The organism is Streptomyces sp. SM1 (genome assembly GCF_002910825.1).
In the GTDB taxonomy this organism is placed as follows: domain Bacteria; phylum Actinomycetota; class Actinomycetes; order Streptomycetales; family Streptomycetaceae; genus Streptomyces; species Streptomyces okerensis.
In genome coordinates, this window is record NZ_NEUB01000580.1 from 16,568 (window position 1) to 35,388 (window position 18,821).

An 18,821-nucleotide genomic window follows, 5' to 3' on the forward strand; every position below is an offset into this window, starting at 1 on the left:
CGTCAGTCCCTTTCCTCGTGTTCGTTGGTGGCCATCGGCGTGTGCTCGAAGTCCTCACGGTCCATCTGGAAGCCGCTTGCGAGCGCTAGGCGCAGGAGTTCTGCGAGGCGTTCGGCTGTGTCGGGGGACACCCGACCCAGTTCGACGAGACCGTGTCCGAAGGCGTTCAGGTCCGCCCGCAGGTAGGGGAAGTCCTTCTCCAAGCCAGCCCGGACGAGGGCGTCCCGTAGTGCAGTGGTCGCGTTGCGGGCCGCGTACCATCCGTCGCTGTCGAGGGGCGACCAAGTGGCAGCGTCGTGCCCGTTGGTCGGCTCACCCTGCATCGGTGGTCGGCTCCTCGGGAAGCGCAGCGACTGCCGCGTACGGAGTCGGGTACTGCTCGTCGAAGCGGTCGAGTCTCGCCAGGAGTTCCGCGGAAGCCACCAGCGCAGTCGCCATGGCGACCGGTCGCAACGGGTTGGCCTCCGGTCGACGCATCGGTGCGCGGAGCCACTGGTAGCGGTCGCCGGACAACGGGATCGGGCCGGGCACGACGACGGCGCACTCCTGGCCGAGGTACCGGTAGGCCGGCGGGGAGGAGGTCTCTCGTTCGAGGTAGTGCGTGAAGGACTCGCGGCTCTTCGAGCCGAGGAAGAAGCCGACGCGTTGTGCCTTGCGGTCGATGACCGAGGGCCCGAACGGCAAGCCGCTGCGCAAGAGCCGGTCGAACATCTCCAGCCCGAGGCGCTGTTCCACGCTCACCACGTCGAAGAAGCGGCCGGTTGCCAGCAGGCAGGGCGTTCGCGGGTCGTCCGCCCACATCTCCCGGCACGCCGCCGGATCGTCCGCCGCCGCAGACAGCCACTCGATGCCCCGCCTGGTCATCCTCTGCACGTCGTCTCACCCTCAGTAGGACTACGGTGCGGCCCTGGTGCCGCTGTGCGTCCAGATTCGTGGGCCAGCCCTTGACCTGGGCAGATGACGAGAGGTGACGGGGGATGACGCGGGAGGACATGACGCGTCACCCCCTGTCCTCCCGTTCCCCGCAGAGGATCCCTGGTTACTACCTGCACGAAGCGATGACCAGCACGTACAGTCAGTGACGGAATCCCAAGTCGTCACACCGGCATCACGCGAGGAGTGAAGGCCGCTTTGAAGCCGACCAGTGTCCGCTTACGTGAAGCTCGCACGGGCCGGGGCTGGAGTCAGCCGCGGTTGGTCAGGGAGTTACGCCAGGTCGCCGCCCAGCGTGGTCACCAACTCCCGTCGGACGCCAGTGTGAAGCGGCGTATCGCGAGTTGGGAGAACGGCCACAGCGCCCCGGACGACTTCTACGGCCCTTTGCTGTGCGACGCGTTCACCACCAGTGCCGTCGAACTCGGCTTGAGCCACGGCCAGCCTCAGGACAGCGCCCTACTTGATGCCGCGTATCCCGCCAGCCCGGACGACGCCATCCAGACGGTGCGCCAACTGTGGCGTGCCGACCTCAACCAGTACGACCCGTTGCTCACGGCGGAGCCGTCCGAGCCGGCGTGGAACGAGGCATCCCTACGGTGGTTGGTCGCGCCCGGGCCCGGCGTCCCCCGGCAGCGGACCGAAGGCACCCGAGTCAGTCTCGGCGACGTGGCAGCCATAAAGACCACGGCGGACATGTTCGCCCAGCTCGACGACCAGTTCGGTGGGGACCACGCGCGTCATGCGGTGATCCAGTACCTCAGCAACGACGTGGCCCCGCTCCTACGAGGTCGGTACACCGAACAAGTGGGCAGGGCCCTGTTCTCCACCGTGGCGGAAGCGACCCTCCTTGCCGGGTGGATGTCCTACGACGCCTGTCACCACGGGCTCGCCCAGCGGTATTTCCTCCAGGCCCTCCGTCTCGCCCAGGACGCCAACGACCGCCGGCTCGCGGGAAGCATCCTCTCCGCAATGAGCCATCAGGCGACCTTCCTGGGGCGATACACCCAGGCCGCAACCCTCGCCCGTGCCGCCCTCATGGGGATCTCTCCGGTAGCCACGCCGACATTGCGTGCGCAGTTCCACGCGATGGAGGCCCGCGCACTCGCGCGTACTGGTGACGTCGCTGCCTGCGAGGCCGCCCTGAGCGCGGCGACCAAGGCCCTCGAAAGCCAGAACAACGAGGACGAGCCGGAGTGGATCAGCTACTTTGACGACGCCGAGCTTGCCGCTGAGGCCGCCCACTGCTTCCGGGACGTCAACAGCGCCCGCCGAGCCGTCGTCCACGCAGAGAACGCCATGACCGGCAGCCACGTACGGAGCGACTTCTTCGCAACCATGGTCTTGGCGGATGCCCATCTGCGGGCCGGAGACGTCGAGGAGGCGTGCCGGGTGGCACTCGATGCGTTGGATCTCGGAGAGCAGCTCAAGTCGGCGCGATGCGTCAGCTACCTTGCCGAGTTCCGCCGGAACCTGAGCGCATCGGGCCAGAGCAGCGCAGCGCGTGACCTTGCGGAGCAGGCCGGCGAGAACAGGTTGTGGGTTGCTGCGGGGCGGTAGGGTCGCGCCGCACCAGAGCTACCGGTCACGCCGGGAGTGACACCGCTCCTCAGAAGGGGCCCCACTCCTTGCGCCCCTCTCCCGTCCGCAGAGACCGGACCCGTCGGGCGAACTCGGCCGCAGAGCGCTCACTCTCGCCGACTTGGTGACCGAGCCACGCCACCATCATCAGTTCCCGGAGGTCGGCCAAGGTCTCGTAGCCGGGCCAGTTCATGAGGTCGAAGCCGTACCGGTGCACGAAGTCGGCGTACTCCGCTGCCGTGTGCCAGCCGTACCGATCGTAGAAGAGCGGGGTCTGGATCAGGTCCCACTCGCGTGGAGCGAGGGCGAATCCGTCGAGGTCGATGAGGACGGCGTGACCGTCCCGGTGACGAAGGATGTTCCCGATGCTGGCATCACCGTGGATCATCCCGTAGGGGAGCACGAAGTCCAGCCGGTCGTACTCCTTGCCTAGCCTCCCTGCCCGTTCCTCCAGGAAGGAGCGGTCTTCTTCGGAGACGGCATCCAGGCCGTCCAGCGAGGCGGACAGCTTGGCCATGGGGTCGAAGTACGGCAGGCCCAGCGACTCGGGTTCCTCCAGCCAATGCAGCCGGCGGAGCAGGTCCGCCAGCTCGCCGACCGTCGCGTACTCCTCGCGCTCCTGGACGCTCTCCCAGAAGGTGACAACCAGGCCGCGGACGACGATGGGCTGAGCGACATCGGCTGGCACTCGGGTGGCGGGAAAGTCGACCGTTTCCAACCAGCGCGCCACGGCCACGGCCCGTTCCATCTCCGGCAGGACGGCGGGGTCGCGGGCGATACGGACGATGATCGGTAAGGATGCCAGCCGGTAGACCGCGTTGGATCCCAGCCGCAGCAACTCCGCCCCAGTCGCGTCCAGCCCGGCAGCCTCGCACGCCTCGCGCAGGACGACTGCCACTCCCTCCGCCGTGAACTCCGTACCGCCGCCGACCGGTCCCCCGCCACTGCCCGAGATCATGCCTCCGACGATACGGCGCAGCCGCACCCCCGGACAGGGCACCTGCGTAATAGGGACGTAATGATCTTGAGTGGGGCGGCGCTCCTGCACCCTTCCCTCGCAGGTCAGCGCGCCCGGTGCCACTCGCGCTCTCCCGGCCTCCGGAGCCGTGTGCGCAGGTTCGAATCCTGCCGGGGGCACTCGCCTGGTCACCGAGCAAAATTGCTTCGAGACCTGGGCGGATGCCGACAAAAGAGGGCGGGAGTCAGTCTCACTGACTCCCGCCCTCTCTCATTGCCTCTCAGTGTTCACGCACCATCTGCGATAGACGCGACACGCCTCCGGCACAGGGCGCGGAGACCCCTCGAGCTACCGCCCTTCGGGTGCACCCCCCCTGTGCCACCACCTTGGCAGCTACAGCATCCAGTGCGACCTCTGCCTTGTCCGGCCCCTCGCCCTCTACGACGTGCGGCGAGTTTCGATAGGCGATGTAGGCAGTCGGATGGACGAGACGCGCCGCATGCCAGGTAAAGGTCACTAGCGGGCGCCATTTGTCGCCCTGTCCCAAAAGACCTTCAACCGTCACTCGGTACGGGCGCGGTGCGGGCACCAGGTAGCAAGGCTTGCTTGTACCGAATTCAATGAACAGTTGTGGGCAGAACCTCGGTGGGCGACTTCTCGACTGGGCAGGGGACAGGGCTTTCAGGGCTTCCGTCAAGTGGCTAAGAGACTGTCTCACGTGGCAAGTTCCGCGAGCTTCTTCAGCAGCTCGGGGCGGTGGCCGTGGCCGGGCTTCAGCACTGCCGGTCGTTGCGGTCCACGTACGGGATCTTGAGGCCACGAGTAGCCCATGGCAGGCTCATGCCGCATGATCGATGAACTCGCGAAGGGCACCCTGCACGGGCGACTGCGGCGGGACCGCGAGGCGCTGCTCTGGAAGCTCGACGGCCTGTCCGAATACGACGCCCGCCGACCTTTGACAGTGACCGGGACCAACCTCCTCGGCCTGGTCAAACACGTGGCCAGCGTCGAGGCCAGGTACTTGGGCGAGGTCTTCGACCGGCCGTCCCCAGAACCGCTGCCCCGGTGGCAGGACCACGACGGCAGCGATCTGTGGGCGGCTGAGGACGAGGCGCGCGATCAGATCATCGAGTCCTACCAGCGCACGTGGGAACACTCAGACGCGACGATCGACGAGCTTGCCCTCGATGCTCCGGGCCACGTGCCGTGGTGGCCGGAGCCTTATGCCAACACGAACCTGTTCGCCATCCTGGTCCACGTCCTCGGCGAGACCAACCGGCATGCCGGGCACGCCGACATCCTGCGCGAAGGCGTGGACGGCCGAACCGGGATGCGCCCCGAACACGAGATGCAGATCGATGAGGACGCCCGCACCGCCTACTGCGCGAAGATCGAGCAGGCCGCCAGATCGGCCGCATCAGTCGAGGCATAGAAGGTCGTCCCCCGTGACTTGCTGCTTGATGTTCGAGCGGCATGATGCCGGCCGTGAGTGCTGATCTGTCGAAGCGTCTGGTTCCTGATGAGCTCTGGAGGCTGGTCGCCCCGTTACTGCCGTCGTTCGCGGCTCGACCGCAAGGTGGCGGGACCGCTCCGCGCGACCAGCGGGCCGTGTTCACCGCAGTGGTGTATGTGCTGACCAGCGGCTGTGCCTGGCGGCATCTGCCGCCGACGTTCGGCACGTCCTCCGCCACCGCGCATCGCCGCTTCACGATATGGACCGAGGTCGGCCTGTGGCGTCGGCTGCATCGGGCGGTGCTGGACGAACTCGGGGTCCGGGGCGAGCTGGACTGGACGTCGGCGATCGTCGACGCGGCCTCCATTCTCGCCAAAAGGGGGGATCGCCGACCGGGCCGAACCCGGTCGATCGCGGCAAGAAGGGCAGCAAGCTGCACGTGCTGTCCGATGCTCAGGGCATCCCGCTCGCCGTCGCCGTGTCAGGTGCGAACATGCACGACAGTCTCGCCCTCAAGCCGCTCATCCTCGGCATCCCCGCAGTCCGGTCCCGCCGGGGACCACGGCGGCGTCGGCCCGTCAAACTCCGCGCGGACAAGGCGTACTTCTCCGCCGAACACCTCATCTGGCTGCGCGAGCGTGGGCTCGTCGCGCGCATCGCGCGGCCAGGCATCGAGTCCGGCGAACGCCTCGGTCGGCACCGCTGGAAGATCGAGCGGTCGATCGCTTGGCTCTTCGGTTACCACCGCCTGACCATCCGATACGAACGAAAGGGCTCGCACTTCCTCGCCTTCCTCGGCCTGGCCGCTGCCCTGACCTGCTACAAGAAGCTCGCGAAACTTGCCACGTGAGACGCCCTCTAAGGCTCGATGCCTGGACAACGAACGAAGCACTGCAGCGCTACTACCTCCGCCAGGGCTTCGAGCACGTGCGCACCGTCCGTGAGGGCGTCGCGGTGAACGGTGGACCTCGGGTCTCCGGATGGCTGGCCCAGCGTGCAGCCCAACCGGCCGACCACGGCTTCATGGACGAGACACCCGCCCCGGCCTGAGAGACCGTGCCCGCGGTTTCGGGTGGAAGGGCAATGTGGACCGCCCTTCGGGCGCCTCAGCATCACGGACCTCCGGACCGTGGGCGGTCAAGCTGTAACTCGCGTGGGCCGGTATCGCAGGGCTACCGCCCCCGACCGGAACTCATGGCAGTCCACGAGCTCGAGCTGGATGCGCTCGCGCAGACCGGCGAGCAACGTCGGCCCGTGTCCGGCAAGGACCGGCTGAACAAGGAACTCGTACTCGTCGATCAGTCCCAGATCTGCCAACGCCAGGGGGAGCGTCACGCCACCCACCCACAGGCCCTCGCCTGACTCCTGCTTGAGCCGCTGAACCGCTTGCCCCAAGTCGCCTCGCACCAGGTCGGCATTCCAATCGACCCCGCTCAGCGTGCTCGACACGACGTACTTCTTCGCCCGGTCGATGGTCTCGGCGAACGGGATCTGCCACTCACCCATCCAGTCAGGCCACGTGCCCGTGGCCGGCTTCCGCCACGCCGACTCCATCATCTCGTAGGTCACCCGGCCGAATAGCAGGGCACCGGCTCGCTCCATCTCAGCGGTCCAGTAGCGCATCGACTCCTCGTCCGGGGGGAGCCCTGCCTCGTGATGGCAGCAGCCGTCGAGCGTGACGTTGATCGAGTATCGAAGTGGTCTCATCTCGTTGCTCTCCCTTGATGCGCGCAGCGCGTTTTCACCGGACCGTATTCAGACGACTGCCGGCGCCATTTCTCATCGGTGCCGCGTCACCTACCGTCGGCTCAGGGTCAACGACCAACGTCGCAAACGTTGCCTGACGCGGCACTAGGCCAGAGGTCCTTCGCGTATGTGCAGGCGTGTGCGGCCCGGAGCGGCCGTATGTCGGGGTCCGTGACGAGGCGTGGACGGGATCTTGGGGCATCGCCGCAGGTGAGGTCAGCGAAAAGACGGAAGTCCGCATCAGCGCCAGACGACCTCTCCCAGACGATGGCCGCGCCGTGGGGGCTGCCGCAGCACCCCATGGGAATGATCGATGCCTCGCTGAGTGAGGGGCCCGGCTCAAGCCTTGCTCCAGGCCTGGCGATGGCGAGCGACGCTGTACACCTGCTCGACCTGCCCGGCCGTCAGCACTCCTGAGAGCGGCGCCAGAGCCGCTACCTGGCGCTCCTGGTACACCCGGACGCTGAGTTGCGTGGCGACCACCTTGAGATCGGCGACGCCGACGAAGACGAGTACTGGATCGACCGGGACGGGAAAGCCGCAGTAGTGCTCAAGCACCCGGACCACGCGCTTGGCCTCCGCCCGGCTCTTGCGCGCGTAGGGCGCCGGTTTTCCGTGATTGACCTTCACGGCATCGTTGCCGACCCACACGACTTTGTTGTGGTGGTACTTCGTGTTGATGCTGAACACCCCACCCGGCCCGATCAGCAAGTGATCGACGTCCACGTTGTTGGCCAGAGGGATGGAGTGCAGGACCCGCCATCCGCAACGCGCCAAGCGGTCCAGCTCAGCTCCCACTCGCTTCTCCCCCTCGAGGCCTTTACGCCACCCGTCCCACGCGGTAGGGCGCCGCAGGAGCCGTGAGACCACTCGCTCGATCAGCCCCGGGCCGGATTTGTCGAGCAGGTCGCGGAGAGATTCACCGGGACGGTTGGTGGACAGGTCGTCGGCCGGCGTCAGAGGCGGCAGCATCGGGCGGGCTTCAGCTTCAGGTGCCCTCTGCGGCAAGACCGGCTCGGGGTTGTTCCGTAAGTGGTGCGTCAGCACGGCGATCACGTCGTCGCGATACTCGGCGACCAGGACGGTGATGTCCCCCGTCCTCACGTCCGCCCAGCCGACCGCGGTGCCATCCGGCAGATTCGCGTACCAGCGATCATGTCCGTACCGCTTCCAGCGCGTGACCTTCAGCTCCACGAGCCCCCCTCGTCCGCTCTCAGCCCGAAGCATCGCAGCGGGTAGGGCCCAAAACGAGAGAGACCCCGGACAATATGCCGGGGCCTCACACGTGGACTCAGTGATCAGACGTGCATCTCACGGACCAGTGTGTCGTCTCCCTGGTAGAGCTCCAGGGAGTAGCTCAAGCCGAGGCGGTGAAGTACGCCGCCGAGTTCGTCGAAGCGCTGAGGGTCGACGACTCCGTTCAGGAGGACGTCTGGACCATCGATCGGCTCGACCTCCAGCTGGCACCAGCTGGTCTCGACTTCGTAGCCGTGCCAGGAAGACGACCTCGAACTCCACCCCGTCCGCATGAAGTGCCGGGCCACCGCGGAGGCATCCCGGCAACCGCGCAGGACACCGCATACGTTGTTGCCACCCTCCACCCACTCAGGATCGATCTTTTGGCCAGCGTCGGATACGTCCACGCCGGAAGTATGAGGCCCGGGTTTCATGCGATCACTCGTATTCGCGCAACAGATCCTCGATACGCCGGTTGGCAACGTCCTGCCGTCCGTCGAGGCACTTCGCGTAACGGGTCAGCAGTACCTCGACACTCCGGTATGCAGCACGTACAAGATGCCCTGCAGGCACTGCCGATCCGGCACCGGCCGCGGACCGGGCGCCTTCATCGGGCCACGGCGGAAGCAACGGCTCGAGAAGCTCCCACAACTGATCATTCAGCAGAGCGCGTGAGCAGCTCTTTAACGTTTGTCTCAGGTTCGCTCGGTAGGAAACAGGCATGCGGATAGGCGATGCAACCCGTATGCAGGAGGCTAGAGGTTGTCCCGTAACTGCTGGCCAGAGGTGAGATGATCTTGCCGTGGCTGGTGTGATCACGGCGTCGGAGCCCTCGTGGATAGGCCCGTTCACCGGGCTGAGCCCTCGGCAGTTCAACAAGCTGATCACCGCGCTGCGGCGTGAGGGGGCCGATCCGGTCCGCAAGGGCCGACCGTGGTCGCTGCCGTTGGAGGACCGGGTGCTGCTGGTGGCCGCGTACTGGCGCACCAACCTCACCCTGCGTCAACTCGCCCCGCTGTTCGGCGTCTCGAAGTCGGCGGCCGACCGGATCGTCGCCCACCTTGGGCCGGCTCTCGCCCTCCAGCCCCGGCGGCGGTTCCGTAAGGAGGCCGTGCTCATCGTGGACGGCACGCTGGTCCCCACCCGCGACCGGACCGTGGCCGCCTCCAGCAAGAACTACCGCTACTCCACCAACCACCAGGTCGTCATCGACGCCGACACCCGCCTCGTGGTGGCCGTCGGCAAGCCGCTGCCCGGCAACCGCAACGACTGCCGGGCCTGGCAGGACTCCGGCGCGAAGGCCGCCGTCGGCACCACCCCCACGGTGATCGCCGACGGCGGCTACCGGGGCACCGGGCTGACCATCCCGCACTACCGTCGGCACAAGGACGAGGAACTGCCGACCTGGAAGGAGGAGCACAACGCCTCCCACCGCAAGGTGCGAGCCCGCGTCGAGCACACCTTCGCCCGCATGAAGAGCTGGAAGATCCTCCGCGACTGCCGCCTCAAGGGCGACGGCGTCCACCACGCCATGCTCGGCATCGCCCGCCTGCACAACCTCACCCTCACCGGATGACAGGCAAACAAGCAGGTCAGCCTGCATGCCTCAAATCATTTACGGGACAACCTCTAGTCACGGCAGTCGACGCAGCACCATCCGGGAAAGCGCAGCCCGGCCGGTTGCGGTTCGAGGCGGCCACCAGGGCGCTGGCGACGGCGTTCCCTGTCGTCGCATGCGGGTCACACGCGGACAACAGTGCGGGGTCCGCCGCGGCCGGCCCGCACAGCGCGCACGCGGGCGGTCGTCAGCTCCACCACAGCCGCTGCACACCGGCGAGCGGTTCCTCGACCTGAGCGCTGCCGCGGTGCGCGAGCAGGACGCGAAGACCCCCTGAAGCATCTCGCAGACGGATGCCGTACGGATACCTCACCACACAAACGCCTGAAGAGAGGGACTGACATGAAGCCCATGGGACGCCGCGGCTTTCTCACCGCCAGCACGGCACTTGGCATTGGTGCCGGCTTGTCCACGTACGCCATTGTCTCGGAAGCGAGCGAGAACGAGACTTCGGACAAGACTTCGGACATTTCACGGCGGGACCAGGACCTGCCCTTCATCGGCACGGAGGAGACCTTTTCGACTCCCACGTTGCTGAAGCTGAACTCCATCAATCAGGATCACATAGCGTTCCTTGAGGAAATTGGTCTTTCGGATCTGGGCCAACGCCGCATCGGCGCTATGGATGCGGGGGGACTCAACGTTCAAATCCTCTCTGCTCATACACCCTCCGTACAAAATGTCCCTGGGCAAAGGGGCATCGACCTTGCCTATCGTCTCAACCGGCAACTTGTAGACGGGCCGATCGCCAAATATCCGGGCCGCTTCAAGGCTTTCGCCACCTTGCCCTTGCAGAGCCCGGAGGCGGCGGCGGACGAACTGGAACGCTCGGTTCGGGAAGATGGCTTCTTGGGCGCACTGACCAACGGACACATCGCGAAGAAGTATCTCGATCATCCCGATTTCGAGCCCGTGCTGGCACGTGCCGTTGCTCTCGATGTGCCGATATACCTGCATCCCGGCTATCCGGCTGACGAGGTCTTCAAGATCTACTACAGCACCACACGGTCCAAATACACGGAAGACTACCAAGACTACATTTTCAGTGGGTCTGGATATGGCTGGCACCAGGAGGTGCTGACCCAATGCATTCGGATGATCGCGTACGGGGTTTTCGACAGATTCCCCAAACTGAAAATCATCATCGGCCACATGGGCGAAGGTCTTCCCTTCTACTACGAGCGGATCGTCAATGACATGGGCGAGCCGACCAAAGACTCGCTCGAGAAGCCCATCGGGCAGTACTTCCAGGACAACTTCTGGGTCACGACCAGCGCATTCCCCCAGACCGAACTGCTCGATCTCCTGCTGAAGTACATAAGCGTGGATCGAGTGATGTTCGCAACCGACTACCCGTTCGCGGACATAAAGGAGCAGACCGACTGGTTCCGCGGAGTCGATTTGCCACGAGAAGACAAGGAGAAGATTGCGTTCCGAAATGCAGAGAAACTGTTCAGAATGAAAGTGCCCGTGAAGTGATACGCCAGCATCGGCCGGAGTGAAAGAATGCTTTGCCGTAAGGCGAGAGTGCGGCCGAAGTATGCGATGCGCGGCTGCCCCATAACGCGGTCTCCTACAGGCTCTTCTACTGATCTTTTCGTAAGTTCGGTGGATGTGGTGGCCGGTACAGCGACCTGGTTCTGCGGATCGCCCACCAGGTCCCCGAGGCGTCCGGGCTGCACACCCTCACGACTCGGCCCCTGGCCTGACCGGCGACGGAGGCGGATGACGGCCGTGCAGTAAAGTCGTCGTGATCACAACAAGGGGGACCTCATGCAGATCCGGCGTGTCCGGCGGACAGCGATCGTCACCATGATGCTCTCGGCCTGTCTGCTGTCCTGTTCCACGGGCGCGGAGGACACCTCCGGGGACGCAGGACATCGGGACACCTCCCGTTCATCGTCCGCCCCGACGCCGGCGGACGCCGGGGCGGAGGAGGTCGCCGCCAGCCCGACCCCGGCGGCGTCCCCGGGGCCGGAACTGGTCCGTGACGCCTTCGCCGGCCTCCAGGCCACGCTCAACGACACCTGCACCACGGGGTCGGGAGACTGCGCGTACTTCCTGGGCAGGGTCCACGAAGAGCTGATGGGCCTCGATGCGGCGATGAAGGCGGACCCGAAGGGACCGGGCCACTTCCCCGAGCCCCTCGCATGGATCGCGGATCTCCGGACGACTCTCGGCGGCGACACCTCCACGAAGAACCTGGAGACCCACCGCACGGAGCTGATCAGCGTCCGCGACCAGGTCAACGCCTGGATGCAGGACCACCCCGACGACTACCGCTGAGCACAAGCCCAGCGACAGGGGCACAATCAGCAACATGGGGCGCGGCTGCGCTCCGTGCCAGGTCGGAGTCTTCACAGGCCGACCAGGGGCTACTACGCAACTGCTGCCCCCTAACGGATTATTGGACGCCATCCCACCGGGTCGCAGCCGGTAGGGCGCCCCAGCCGCAAGCCTCCCGCGTCGCTGTTCGCCGACCGCGGCTATGACCACGACGTCTTTCGCGACCAGGTTCACAACCGAGGCGTCTTCCCAGCCATCACCCGTCGCGCCACACGGGGCGGCAGGGTCGTGCTGCCCGGCCGGCCCGGTCAACCACCCCGGCGGAAGGAGAGGCCCGCGACTACGGATGTACCGCGGGTCGGGCGGGGGCGGACGGCCCACGCGGTGGCGAGGTGGTCGACGAGGAGGAGGCCCCGTCCGTTCTCGGAATCCGCGTGCGGATGGGCCAGTACGGGCTTGCCGGCGCCGGGGTCGGAGACCGCGAGCCAGTAGTGTCCGTCGGCGGGCCACAGCACGAGTTCGATGAGGTCCTCGTCCTCCCTGCAAGCTCCGTGGCGGACGGCGTTGGTGACCAGCTCGGAGGTCAGCAGGCCCAGGTCGTCGCCCAGGTGCGGGCGGAGGGCATGCGGCAGCGACTCGGCGACGGCATGGCGGGCCCTCCGGACAGAGGCGGGGTGGGCGGGGAAGTGCCAGCGGGCGGGTACCAGGGGGATCTCGGGCATGACGGAACTCCAGTGCTGTGTGGGGAGTTGTGGTTCGCCGGTGGCCTACCGCCCTGGTCGCGGGCACACCCGTCCCAGGGCAGGCGGGCATGCTCGCGCGGTGCGCTTCCGGCATCGCGTTGTGTAACTTGCGCGATACTGACAGTAGAGCAGCAGGGGCCACATTTGCCATGCGGTCCGAAATAATGGCCTCGATGCGGTGAACTTGCGCTTATAGGACTGATCAGGACACCGCACTGCACGGAAGGAACGTCATGCCCCCGAGGACGATTCTCACTCAACGTCAGAAGCGTCTGGGTAGTGAATTGCGCAGGATGCGCACCACAGCCGGCATGTCCGCGGAGTACGCCGCCGGGCTCCTCGGCGTCGACCGGAGCCGAATTTCCAACATGGAGTCCGGACTGCGCGCCATCAACGCCGAACGGTTGCGCACACTGGCCTGCAACTGTGACTGCACCGATGAGACGTACGTCGACGCCCTCGCCGAGATGGCGGAGCCGAGCCGGGCAGGATGGTGGGAGCGCTACCGGGGCAGCTTGCTCCAGGGGTTGCTGGACATCTCCGAAACCGAGGCCTATGCGGTGCGTCTGCGGGGTGCGAACACCGTGCATGTGCCGGGGCTGCTCCAGACGTCGGAGCACGCCATGGCCATCTTCCGCGCCGTCGTACCGCAACTTCCCGAGCATGAGGTCGCTCTCCGTCTGGCCCACCGTTCAGAGCGCCAGAGTGTGATCACCCGCGACAATCCGGTTCCGTATGTGGCCGTGATCCACGAAGCGGCGCTTCGGATGCAGTTCGGAGGACGGGACGTTGCCCGGGGGCAGTTGAAGTACTTGCTGGAAGTCTCCGAGTGGGACAACGTCACCGTGCTTGTGCTTCCCTTCGACCGTGGCGCCTTCCCAGGAGCGGGACAGACGGTCGTCTACGCCGAGGGGCCCGTGCGGAAGCTCGACACCGTCCAGATCGACAACTCTCATGGACCGGACTTCCTCCACACCGACGGCCAACTCGCGAAATACCGCGCCCAACTCGACTTGTTGGAAGGTCTGGCACTGCCCCCGGAGCGGTCCCGCGACTTCATCCGCGAGATCGCTCACCAACTATGAGGAGTGGCCACATGGCTGTCATCAACTGGGAAGCCCCGTTCTGCGGCGAGGGGAGCTCCTGCTTCCGCCTCGGTACCGATGCCGATGGCAACGGGTACATAGCCGTTGCCGGGCAGGAGGAGAGCCCTCTCACCGACTCCCTCGAAGCCCTGCGCACCCTCATCACCGACATCAAAGCCGGTAGGGCCGACCACCTGCTGTAGGGTCCGCGGCACGCCGTCACCGAGTGACACGGTTGCCCGCGCGTTCGGCAATCTCGGGCGGCTGCTCGCTCCCGGCCCTTCAGACGACGGCAGGCTTGCGCGCAGAGATCCGCGAGGGCGCCTGGGCGCCGAACTCACCGGTTGCCTTCTGGACGGCCGGCCCAAGAGCATGCGGCTGATCGTCGGGAAGGGACGGCCGCGCACCTCGCGTGCGCGTGACGCCCGCCGACCCCTCACGCTCCTCGGCCTCGCCTGAGCACGAAGTGGACGTCGCTCGGCTACGTCGAAGGCGTGAGGGCTGCGGCAGAACAACTCCAGGACCTGATCCTGGTCAGGCGGGCTGTCTCGCGGGGTCATCGAGCGGAACGGCGCTTCGGCGTCCGGGCGTTGTTTTCCGACGGCTCCCTGCCCCGCTCCGGGGTCGACCGGGTCCGACGCATGCGTTCTCGGCGTTCTCTCAGGCCGAGAACGCCGAGAACGCCGAGAGGTAACGCCGCCTCAGATGGTCGGGGTGTCGTCGACAATCGCCCTGTGAATCTCAACGACCGGCTTCCACCCCGCGGAGAACTCGATGAAGTCCGCACGGGTGGGGTAGGTGTCGATCGCGCGACGGTCACGCTTGGGACTGTCGCTCCCCTTGCGCCCCCGGGGGATCTGTTCCTCGAGGATGTCGACCTTCACATCGGGAACCTCCTTGAGGCCCTGGCGCCAGATCTGCACGATGTCGGCGCCGAACGCCTGGCGGGCCGCAGCGTAAAGGGCCGTGAGAGACCCCTTGTCCCCACCAGGGACGAACAGTGCCAGGTCCAGCACGACACCGGCGGACTGGAGGACCTCGATGGTCTCCGAGCCGTTCTCGTCGGCCAAGTAGATTCCGGCTTCGTTCTCGTCGCCGGGAAGGCAGGAGACCTCTTCCTGGAATACGGTTCTCGCCGTGATCGAGCCGCCCTCGAAATCCTCACCGGACTTGGTCAGAAAAGCAGGGACATAGCAGTCGGGAAGCTTGAGTTCTGCCGTGTCGGCGGAAACGAAGATCCTGTCCTTCACGCTGAGCTTCGTCACCTCTTCCAGCGAGAGGCGGCGAGCGGCGATCTTCTCCGTGTTCACGATTTCCCTTTCAGGTTGCACTGTCCCTCCGAGCAAGGACGCTACCACGAAACCCCGAGGTCAACTGCCCAGTAATCTATGGGTATATGGCCTCCGACGACCTGCACGGGAGGATACCGAAGCGAGTGCCACTCGGTCGGGAACACGCATCCGCCGGGTAGTGGCCCTCGTCATGGCGTGGGGGATCAACTGGCGGTTGCATTGCGATGCGTCGGGCAGCACGGAGGAACTAAAAAGTTGGTTTACGGTAGATATCACCCATATCGTCTTCGAGAAGGTCGAGGTGGGGTAACGCGAACCATTCGTCGTGCATCTCGAAGAGCGCAGCGGAATCCAACTGGATGGTGCGACAACGGAACAACGGAGACCCCCACCGGCGACATCTGGAGGGAGCGCGAACCGGAAGTCGCGAACTGGCGCGCCCTCTTCGGTCAGGACGTCGGTGGAGTCGGCTGACGCCCGGTTGCCGACGTCTCTCATGTCGGGCGGAGTTCGGACACGGTGATCACGTCTGCCCCTGGCGCCGTGCGATCCTCGCGTCGGCGTCACAGCCGGGTGCACTCGCTGTCGCATCGAGTGCCGGCAGACGGACGCACTGCTCTGATGGCCGCGTTGTTCCTGTGCGGTGCGGCAGGGCCGGCCTCCGCCCAGGAGCAAGCACCCGTCCGTTCGCGGCTACTGGTTCTCGGCCGCGAGGCCGGGTGCCGATTCGGGTGTCCGGGGTGGGTCCGGCTCGGTGGCCATGGTTCTCAGGGTCTCGAAGGCGGCTGCCGTCGGGCTGGCCGGTTCGGCTTGGTAGACGACGAGTTGCTGGTGCGGGGCGCCGTTGACCGTGAAGGCCGCGAACTTGACCCGGAGGTCTCCGACGTCGAGGTGCTTGAGGTGCTTGCCCTCCTGGGACTTGCTCTTGACCTCGTGCGTCTTCCAGAGGTTCGCGAACTCCTTGCTCTGAGCCGACAGTTCGGTCACCACCTCGGCGATGCGGGGCGATTCCGGGTCATGGCCGTAGGCGGCTCTGAGTTCGGCGACGCAGGAGTGCGCGGCTCGCTCCCAGTCCCGGTAGAACTCGCGGTCATGACCACCGCGCCGATCCGGGTCCTCGTCTGCGACGACCAGATGCTGATCCGCACCGGACTGGTGACGATCATCGACGCCCAGCCCGATCTCGAGGTGGCGGGCGAATGCGGTGACGGGCAGGCCGCCGTCGACCTCGCCGCGAAGGTGCGGCCGGATGTCGTGGTGATGGATGTCCGGATGCCGGTCCTCGACGGCATCGAGGCGACCCGGCGGCTGGCCGGTGCCGGGGTCCCGGACCCGGTCAAGGTGCTCGTGGTGACCACGTTCGACCTCGACGAGTACGTCTACGAGGTGCTGCGCGCCGGGGCGAGCGGATTCCTGCTCAAGGACGCGCCGCCGGACCGGCTGCTGCACGGGATCCGCACCGTGGCCATGGGCGCGGCGCTGCTCGACCCCGATGTGACGCGCCGGCTCGTGGGCCGGTACGCGGCCCGGATCCGGCCCGTCGAGGACGGCCCGCGGGACATTCCGCTGACACCCCGCGAGCTGGAGGTCCTCCGTCTCATCGCGGAGGGACTGTCCCACGGCGAGATCGCCGCGTCCCTGGTGATCAGCCAGGAGACGGTGAAGACCTTCGTCTCCCGCATCCTCGCCGAACTCCATCTCCGGGACCGGGTCCAGGCGGTCGTGTACGCCTACCGGCAGGGTCTGGTGGCCTGACACGCTCACCGGCGCGCGGACTCGGGGGCGCCGCCGGCGGCCGTCGTGGGGGTGCCGGGGACGGCTGCCGCGGGGGCGGCCGTCGAGGTGAGCTCGATCCGGGTACCCACCCGGACCCGGTGGTAGAACCACTCCGCGTCCTTGACGCTCATGCCGACCCAACCCGCCTTCGCGGAGAGGCTCATGAGTGCCTCGGTGTCGAAGGTGAGACCGGCGGCGTAGACGGCTTTCCGGTCGGGGGTACGCAACTCCACCAGGTAGGGGACCTCGACCGGCTTGCGGGTGTCGTCGCGGCCTTCGGGCCGCAGCAGGTCGGACTCCGCCCTGGCCGCCACCGTCAGCCGGGTGCCGGCCGGGAACCCGCCGAAGGAGTGCGGCTCGACGCGCAGCACGCGGTCGCCGACCGTGAGGGTGTGACGGGACAGGTCCAGTACCCCCGACGAGGCGGTGCGAGGAGCCGGGGTCGCCGTGCCGGGGGCGGTCGCGCTCGGGGCAGGGAGGCCGGAGGCCGTGCCCGGGCGGTGTCTCTCGCCTGCGGGGGCCTCGGGGTGCAGCGTGAAGGAGACGGCCGTCAGCACGCAGGCCGCGGTGGCCGCGGTGCCGAGTGCGAGGGCCGTCCTGCGGCGGCGGGAGCGGCGTCCGGCGCGGCCGCGGATCTCCGCGGCGCCCACCCGTGGCGGGGTCTCGTGCTGTGCCGCCAACTCGCGCAAGGCTCCGGCGAGTTCATCCGACACGGCCGCGCTCCCTCCAGGCCGGCTCCTCGGCCTCGTCCACCGCCAGGTGTCTGGCCAGTGCCGCCCGTCCGCGGGACAGCCGGGTCTTGACCGTTCCCACGGGTGCGCCGGTCTCGGAGGCTACCTGCTCGACGGTGAGGTCGCACAGATGGTGCAGCACGACCGCCATGCGCTGTGCCTCGGGAAGCAGGCGCAGCGCCGAGACCAGGGCGGTGCGGTCGGGGCCCGGGCCGGGGGTCGGTTCCGGCGGCGGGGTGTGCCGCACCAGTTCCAGCCAGCGTCTCGCGCGCCGCCAGCGGCTCACGGCCAGGCGCATGGCGACGGTGCGGAGCCACGCCTCCGGGGCCTCGTCGGCCAGCAGCTTGTGACGCCGGTCCCAGGCCCGTACGAACGCCTCCTGGACCACGTCCTGAGCCTCACCGAGGTCACCCGTGAAGGCGTAGAGCTGCCCGGTCAGACGGGGGAACGCGGCCGCGTAGAAAGCGTCGAACTCGTCCTCGGTCATGCCCTCCACCGGAGTCTCGTCGTCCCCCGCGATCCGGTCGTCAGCACCGCGCGTACGGGTTCCGCAGGTCGCGCACATCGAAGCACACCCCCCAAGGAAGACGGCGAACACGGGTGCCGGGATCCAGGTACCGGGATCCACCGGCCCGCCGACCCGGGATTCGCTCGTGAATGACATGGTTCGTGACGTTTTCCACAGGGGAACTGCGTCCGGGTAACTCGGGCGCGCGACGGGGTACTTGGCAGGTGTGTCGTGCGTCACCCCGTTGGCAGAGTAGGGCAAATCGGGCATATCCCGGATTCCGCCATGGCCGGTCCGCACTTCGTACAGAACACTCGTAACCGCCCCTAGTACGACAGTTCGAACCAAAGAGAGCATGTGCGGCCATGACCCACTCCACGGAAACGCCTGAAGTACCCATACGCCCGTACAGGGTTACCGCCGCGGAGGTCGTCCCCGGCGATCTGCTCGCCCTGACGCCCGAGGACGCGGCGCGGCACCGCTGGCATGTCGTCACGCACACGCTGCCCGAGTCGCCGGAGGTGATCCGGGTCACGCTGCGGCCGCCGCTCGGCGGGGTGGACCACGAGGAGGTGCTGCGCCGCGAGGGGCGGGTGACCGTCGCGGGGCGGCGGCTGGACGTGGCCGCGGTACCGCTGGTGAGCTCGCCCTCCCTCGACGACGTGGAGTTCCGTGACGGGGACCGGCTGCACACCCTGCGCGCCGTCGACCCGCAGGCCGAGGAGCTGACGTACGTCCGCCGCTGGGGCTCCTGGCACTCGGACGAGGACCCGGCCGGCGGCGGCGCGAGCGACGAGGACGTACGCCGCTGGGCCGCCGAGGCGGACCGGGAGGGTGACGTCGTACGGCACGCACCGCGCCCCGCGCGGGCGGCG

Annotated in this window: 20 protein-coding genes and 3 pseudogenes; 12 read left to right on the top strand and 11 right to left on the bottom strand. The window is 67.1% G+C overall.

The features are described from left to right. Nucleotides 1–2 precede the first annotated feature (2 nt). A complete protein-coding gene (locus B9S61_RS14285; RefSeq protein ID WP_103542593.1) occupies nt 3–323 on the bottom strand; it encodes a hypothetical protein in 321 nt (106 codons plus the stop codon). Further along, on the bottom strand, nt 313–873 hold the full coding sequence (locus tag B9S61_RS14290; protein WP_258039653.1) for a bifunctional DNA primase/polymerase: 561 nt from the start codon (nt 871–873) through the stop codon (nt 313–315). The genes B9S61_RS14285 and B9S61_RS14290 overlap by 11 nt, the downstream gene beginning before the upstream one ends. 384 nt (nt 874–1,257) lie before the next feature. Between B9S61_RS14290 and B9S61_RS14295 the strand changes: the two genes are divergently transcribed. Then, nucleotides 1,258–2,493 (top strand): hypothetical protein, encoded by a 1,236-nt coding sequence (locus B9S61_RS14295; protein ID WP_181007365.1) that lies wholly within the window; start codon nt 1,258–1,260, stop codon nt 2,491–2,493. Nucleotides 2,494–2,542: 49 nt separating this feature from the next. Here the strand turns inward: B9S61_RS14295 and B9S61_RS14300 are convergent, their stop codons facing one another. After that, nucleotides 2,543–3,472: an aminoglycoside phosphotransferase family protein gene (locus tag B9S61_RS14300; protein ID WP_103542612.1), complete on the bottom strand. Its 930-nt coding sequence runs from the start codon at nt 3,470–3,472 to the stop codon at nt 2,543–2,545. A gap of 847 nt (nt 3,473–4,319) precedes the next feature. On the opposite strand from B9S61_RS14300, the gene B9S61_RS14310 reads away from it, so the two are divergent. The 3 genes and pseudogenes from B9S61_RS14310 to B9S61_RS14320 form a co-directional block, all read left to right on the top strand. Continuing rightward, nucleotides 4,320–4,904 (top strand): DinB family protein, encoded by a 585-nt coding sequence (locus B9S61_RS14310; RefSeq protein ID WP_103542594.1) that lies wholly within the window; start codon nt 4,320–4,322, stop codon nt 4,902–4,904. 44 nt (nt 4,905–4,948) lie between these two features. Beyond that, nucleotides 4,949–5,775, top strand: a protein-coding gene (locus tag B9S61_RS14315; RefSeq protein WP_181007367.1) for an IS5 family transposase whose coding sequence is annotated in 2 segments (ribosomal slippage) — nt 4,949–5,300 and nt 5,300–5,775 — 828 coding nt in all. Because the reading frame shifts where the segments join, the coding sequence is not laid out codon by codon here. A gap of 8 nt (nt 5,776–5,783) precedes the next feature. Next, a pseudogene (locus tag B9S61_RS14320) lies at nt 5,784–5,975 on the top strand (GNAT family N-acetyltransferase); the annotation flags it as partial. 87 nt (nt 5,976–6,062) lie between these two features. Here the strand turns inward: B9S61_RS14320 and B9S61_RS14325 are convergent. From B9S61_RS14325 to B9S61_RS14335, 3 genes are all read right to left on the bottom strand, one after another. Continuing rightward, the gene (locus B9S61_RS14325; protein ID WP_103542595.1) at nt 6,063–6,632 is read right to left on the bottom strand and encodes a dihydrofolate reductase family protein; all 570 of its coding nucleotides are present in this window, start codon (nt 6,630–6,632) and stop codon (nt 6,063–6,065) included. Nucleotides 6,633–7,010: 378 nt separating this feature from the next. Next, nucleotides 7,011–7,898, bottom strand: coding sequence for a nuclease-related domain-containing protein (locus B9S61_RS14330; RefSeq protein WP_103542596.1), 888 nt, complete (start codon nt 7,896–7,898; stop codon nt 7,011–7,013). Nucleotides 7,899–7,969: 71 nt separating this feature from the next. Beyond that, nucleotides 7,970–8,272, bottom strand: coding sequence for a hypothetical protein (locus tag B9S61_RS14335; protein WP_146064841.1), 303 nt, complete (start codon nt 8,270–8,272; stop codon nt 7,970–7,972). A 437-nt stretch (nt 8,273–8,709) separates the two neighbouring features. Between B9S61_RS14335 and B9S61_RS14340 the strand changes: the two genes are divergently transcribed. The 4 genes and pseudogenes from B9S61_RS14340 to B9S61_RS14355 all read left to right on the top strand — a co-directional run. Then, the gene (locus B9S61_RS14340) at nt 8,710–9,483 is read left to right on the top strand and encodes a transposase (RefSeq protein WP_103542598.1); all 774 of its coding nucleotides are present in this window, start codon (nt 8,710–8,712) and stop codon (nt 9,481–9,483) included. Nucleotides 9,484–9,867: 384 nt separating this feature from the next. After that, nucleotides 9,868–11,004: an amidohydrolase family protein gene (locus B9S61_RS14345; RefSeq protein WP_103542599.1), complete on the top strand. Its 1,137-nt coding sequence runs from the start codon at nt 9,868–9,870 to the stop codon at nt 11,002–11,004. A gap of 294 nt (nt 11,005–11,298) precedes the next feature. Next, nucleotides 11,299–11,811 carry a hypothetical protein gene (locus B9S61_RS14350; protein WP_258039654.1) on the top strand — a complete coding sequence of 171 codons (513 nt, stop codon included), beginning with the start codon at nt 11,299–11,301 and terminating at the stop codon, nt 11,809–11,811. Nucleotides 11,812–11,902: 91 nt separating this feature from the next. Continuing rightward, nucleotides 11,903–12,093: pseudogene (locus tag B9S61_RS14355) on the top strand (IS5/IS1182 family transposase); the annotation flags it as partial. A gap of 26 nt (nt 12,094–12,119) precedes the next feature. Here the strand turns inward: B9S61_RS14355 and B9S61_RS14360 are convergent. Next, on the bottom strand, nt 12,120–12,533 hold the full coding sequence (locus B9S61_RS14360; RefSeq protein ID WP_103542600.1) for an ATP-binding protein: 414 nt from the start codon (nt 12,531–12,533) through the stop codon (nt 12,120–12,122). A gap of 254 nt (nt 12,534–12,787) precedes the next feature. Between B9S61_RS14360 and B9S61_RS14365 the strand changes: the two genes are divergently transcribed. Further along, nucleotides 12,788–13,639, top strand: a complete 852-nt coding sequence (locus B9S61_RS14365; RefSeq protein WP_103542601.1) for a helix-turn-helix transcriptional regulator — start codon at nt 12,788–12,790, stop codon at nt 13,637–13,639. A gap of 11 nt (nt 13,640–13,650) precedes the next feature. After that, nucleotides 13,651–13,842, top strand: coding sequence for a hypothetical protein (locus B9S61_RS14370; protein WP_103542602.1), 192 nt, complete (start codon nt 13,651–13,653; stop codon nt 13,840–13,842). Nucleotides 13,843–14,340: 498 nt separating this feature from the next. Here B9S61_RS14370 and B9S61_RS14375 read toward each other — a convergent pair whose 3' ends face one another. Together B9S61_RS14375 and B9S61_RS14380 are read right to left on the bottom strand one after the other, a co-directional pair. Continuing rightward, a complete protein-coding gene (locus B9S61_RS14375) occupies nt 14,341–14,949 on the bottom strand; it encodes a hypothetical protein (RefSeq protein WP_103542603.1) in 609 nt (202 codons plus the stop codon). A 675-nt stretch (nt 14,950–15,624) separates the two neighbouring features. Further along, the gene (locus B9S61_RS14380; protein WP_258039655.1) at nt 15,625–16,113 is read right to left on the bottom strand and encodes a hypothetical protein; all 489 of its coding nucleotides are present in this window, start codon (nt 16,111–16,113) and stop codon (nt 15,625–15,627) included. Between B9S61_RS14380 and B9S61_RS14385 the strand changes: the two genes are divergently transcribed. After that, entirely contained in the window at nt 16,024–16,686 is a 663-nt protein-coding gene (locus B9S61_RS14385) for a response regulator transcription factor (protein ID WP_103542604.1), read from the top strand. The genes B9S61_RS14380 and B9S61_RS14385 overlap by 90 nt on opposite strands. 5 nt (nt 16,687–16,691) lie before the next feature. Here B9S61_RS14385 and B9S61_RS14390 read toward each other — a convergent pair whose 3' ends face one another. Continuing rightward, nucleotides 16,692–17,420, bottom strand: coding sequence for a L,D-transpeptidase (locus tag B9S61_RS14390; RefSeq protein WP_181007366.1), 729 nt, complete (start codon nt 17,418–17,420; stop codon nt 16,692–16,694). Further along, nucleotides 17,410–17,925, bottom strand: coding sequence for a SigE family RNA polymerase sigma factor (locus tag B9S61_RS14395; RefSeq protein ID WP_181007368.1), 516 nt, complete (start codon nt 17,923–17,925; stop codon nt 17,410–17,412). The genes B9S61_RS14390 and B9S61_RS14395 overlap by 11 nt, the downstream gene beginning before the upstream one ends. A 386-nt stretch (nt 17,926–18,311) precedes the next feature. On the opposite strand from B9S61_RS14395, the pseudogene B9S61_RS14400 reads away from it, so the two are divergent. Further along, nucleotides 18,312–18,821 (top strand): annotated as a pseudogene (locus tag B9S61_RS14400) (3-oxoacyl-ACP synthase); the annotation flags it as partial.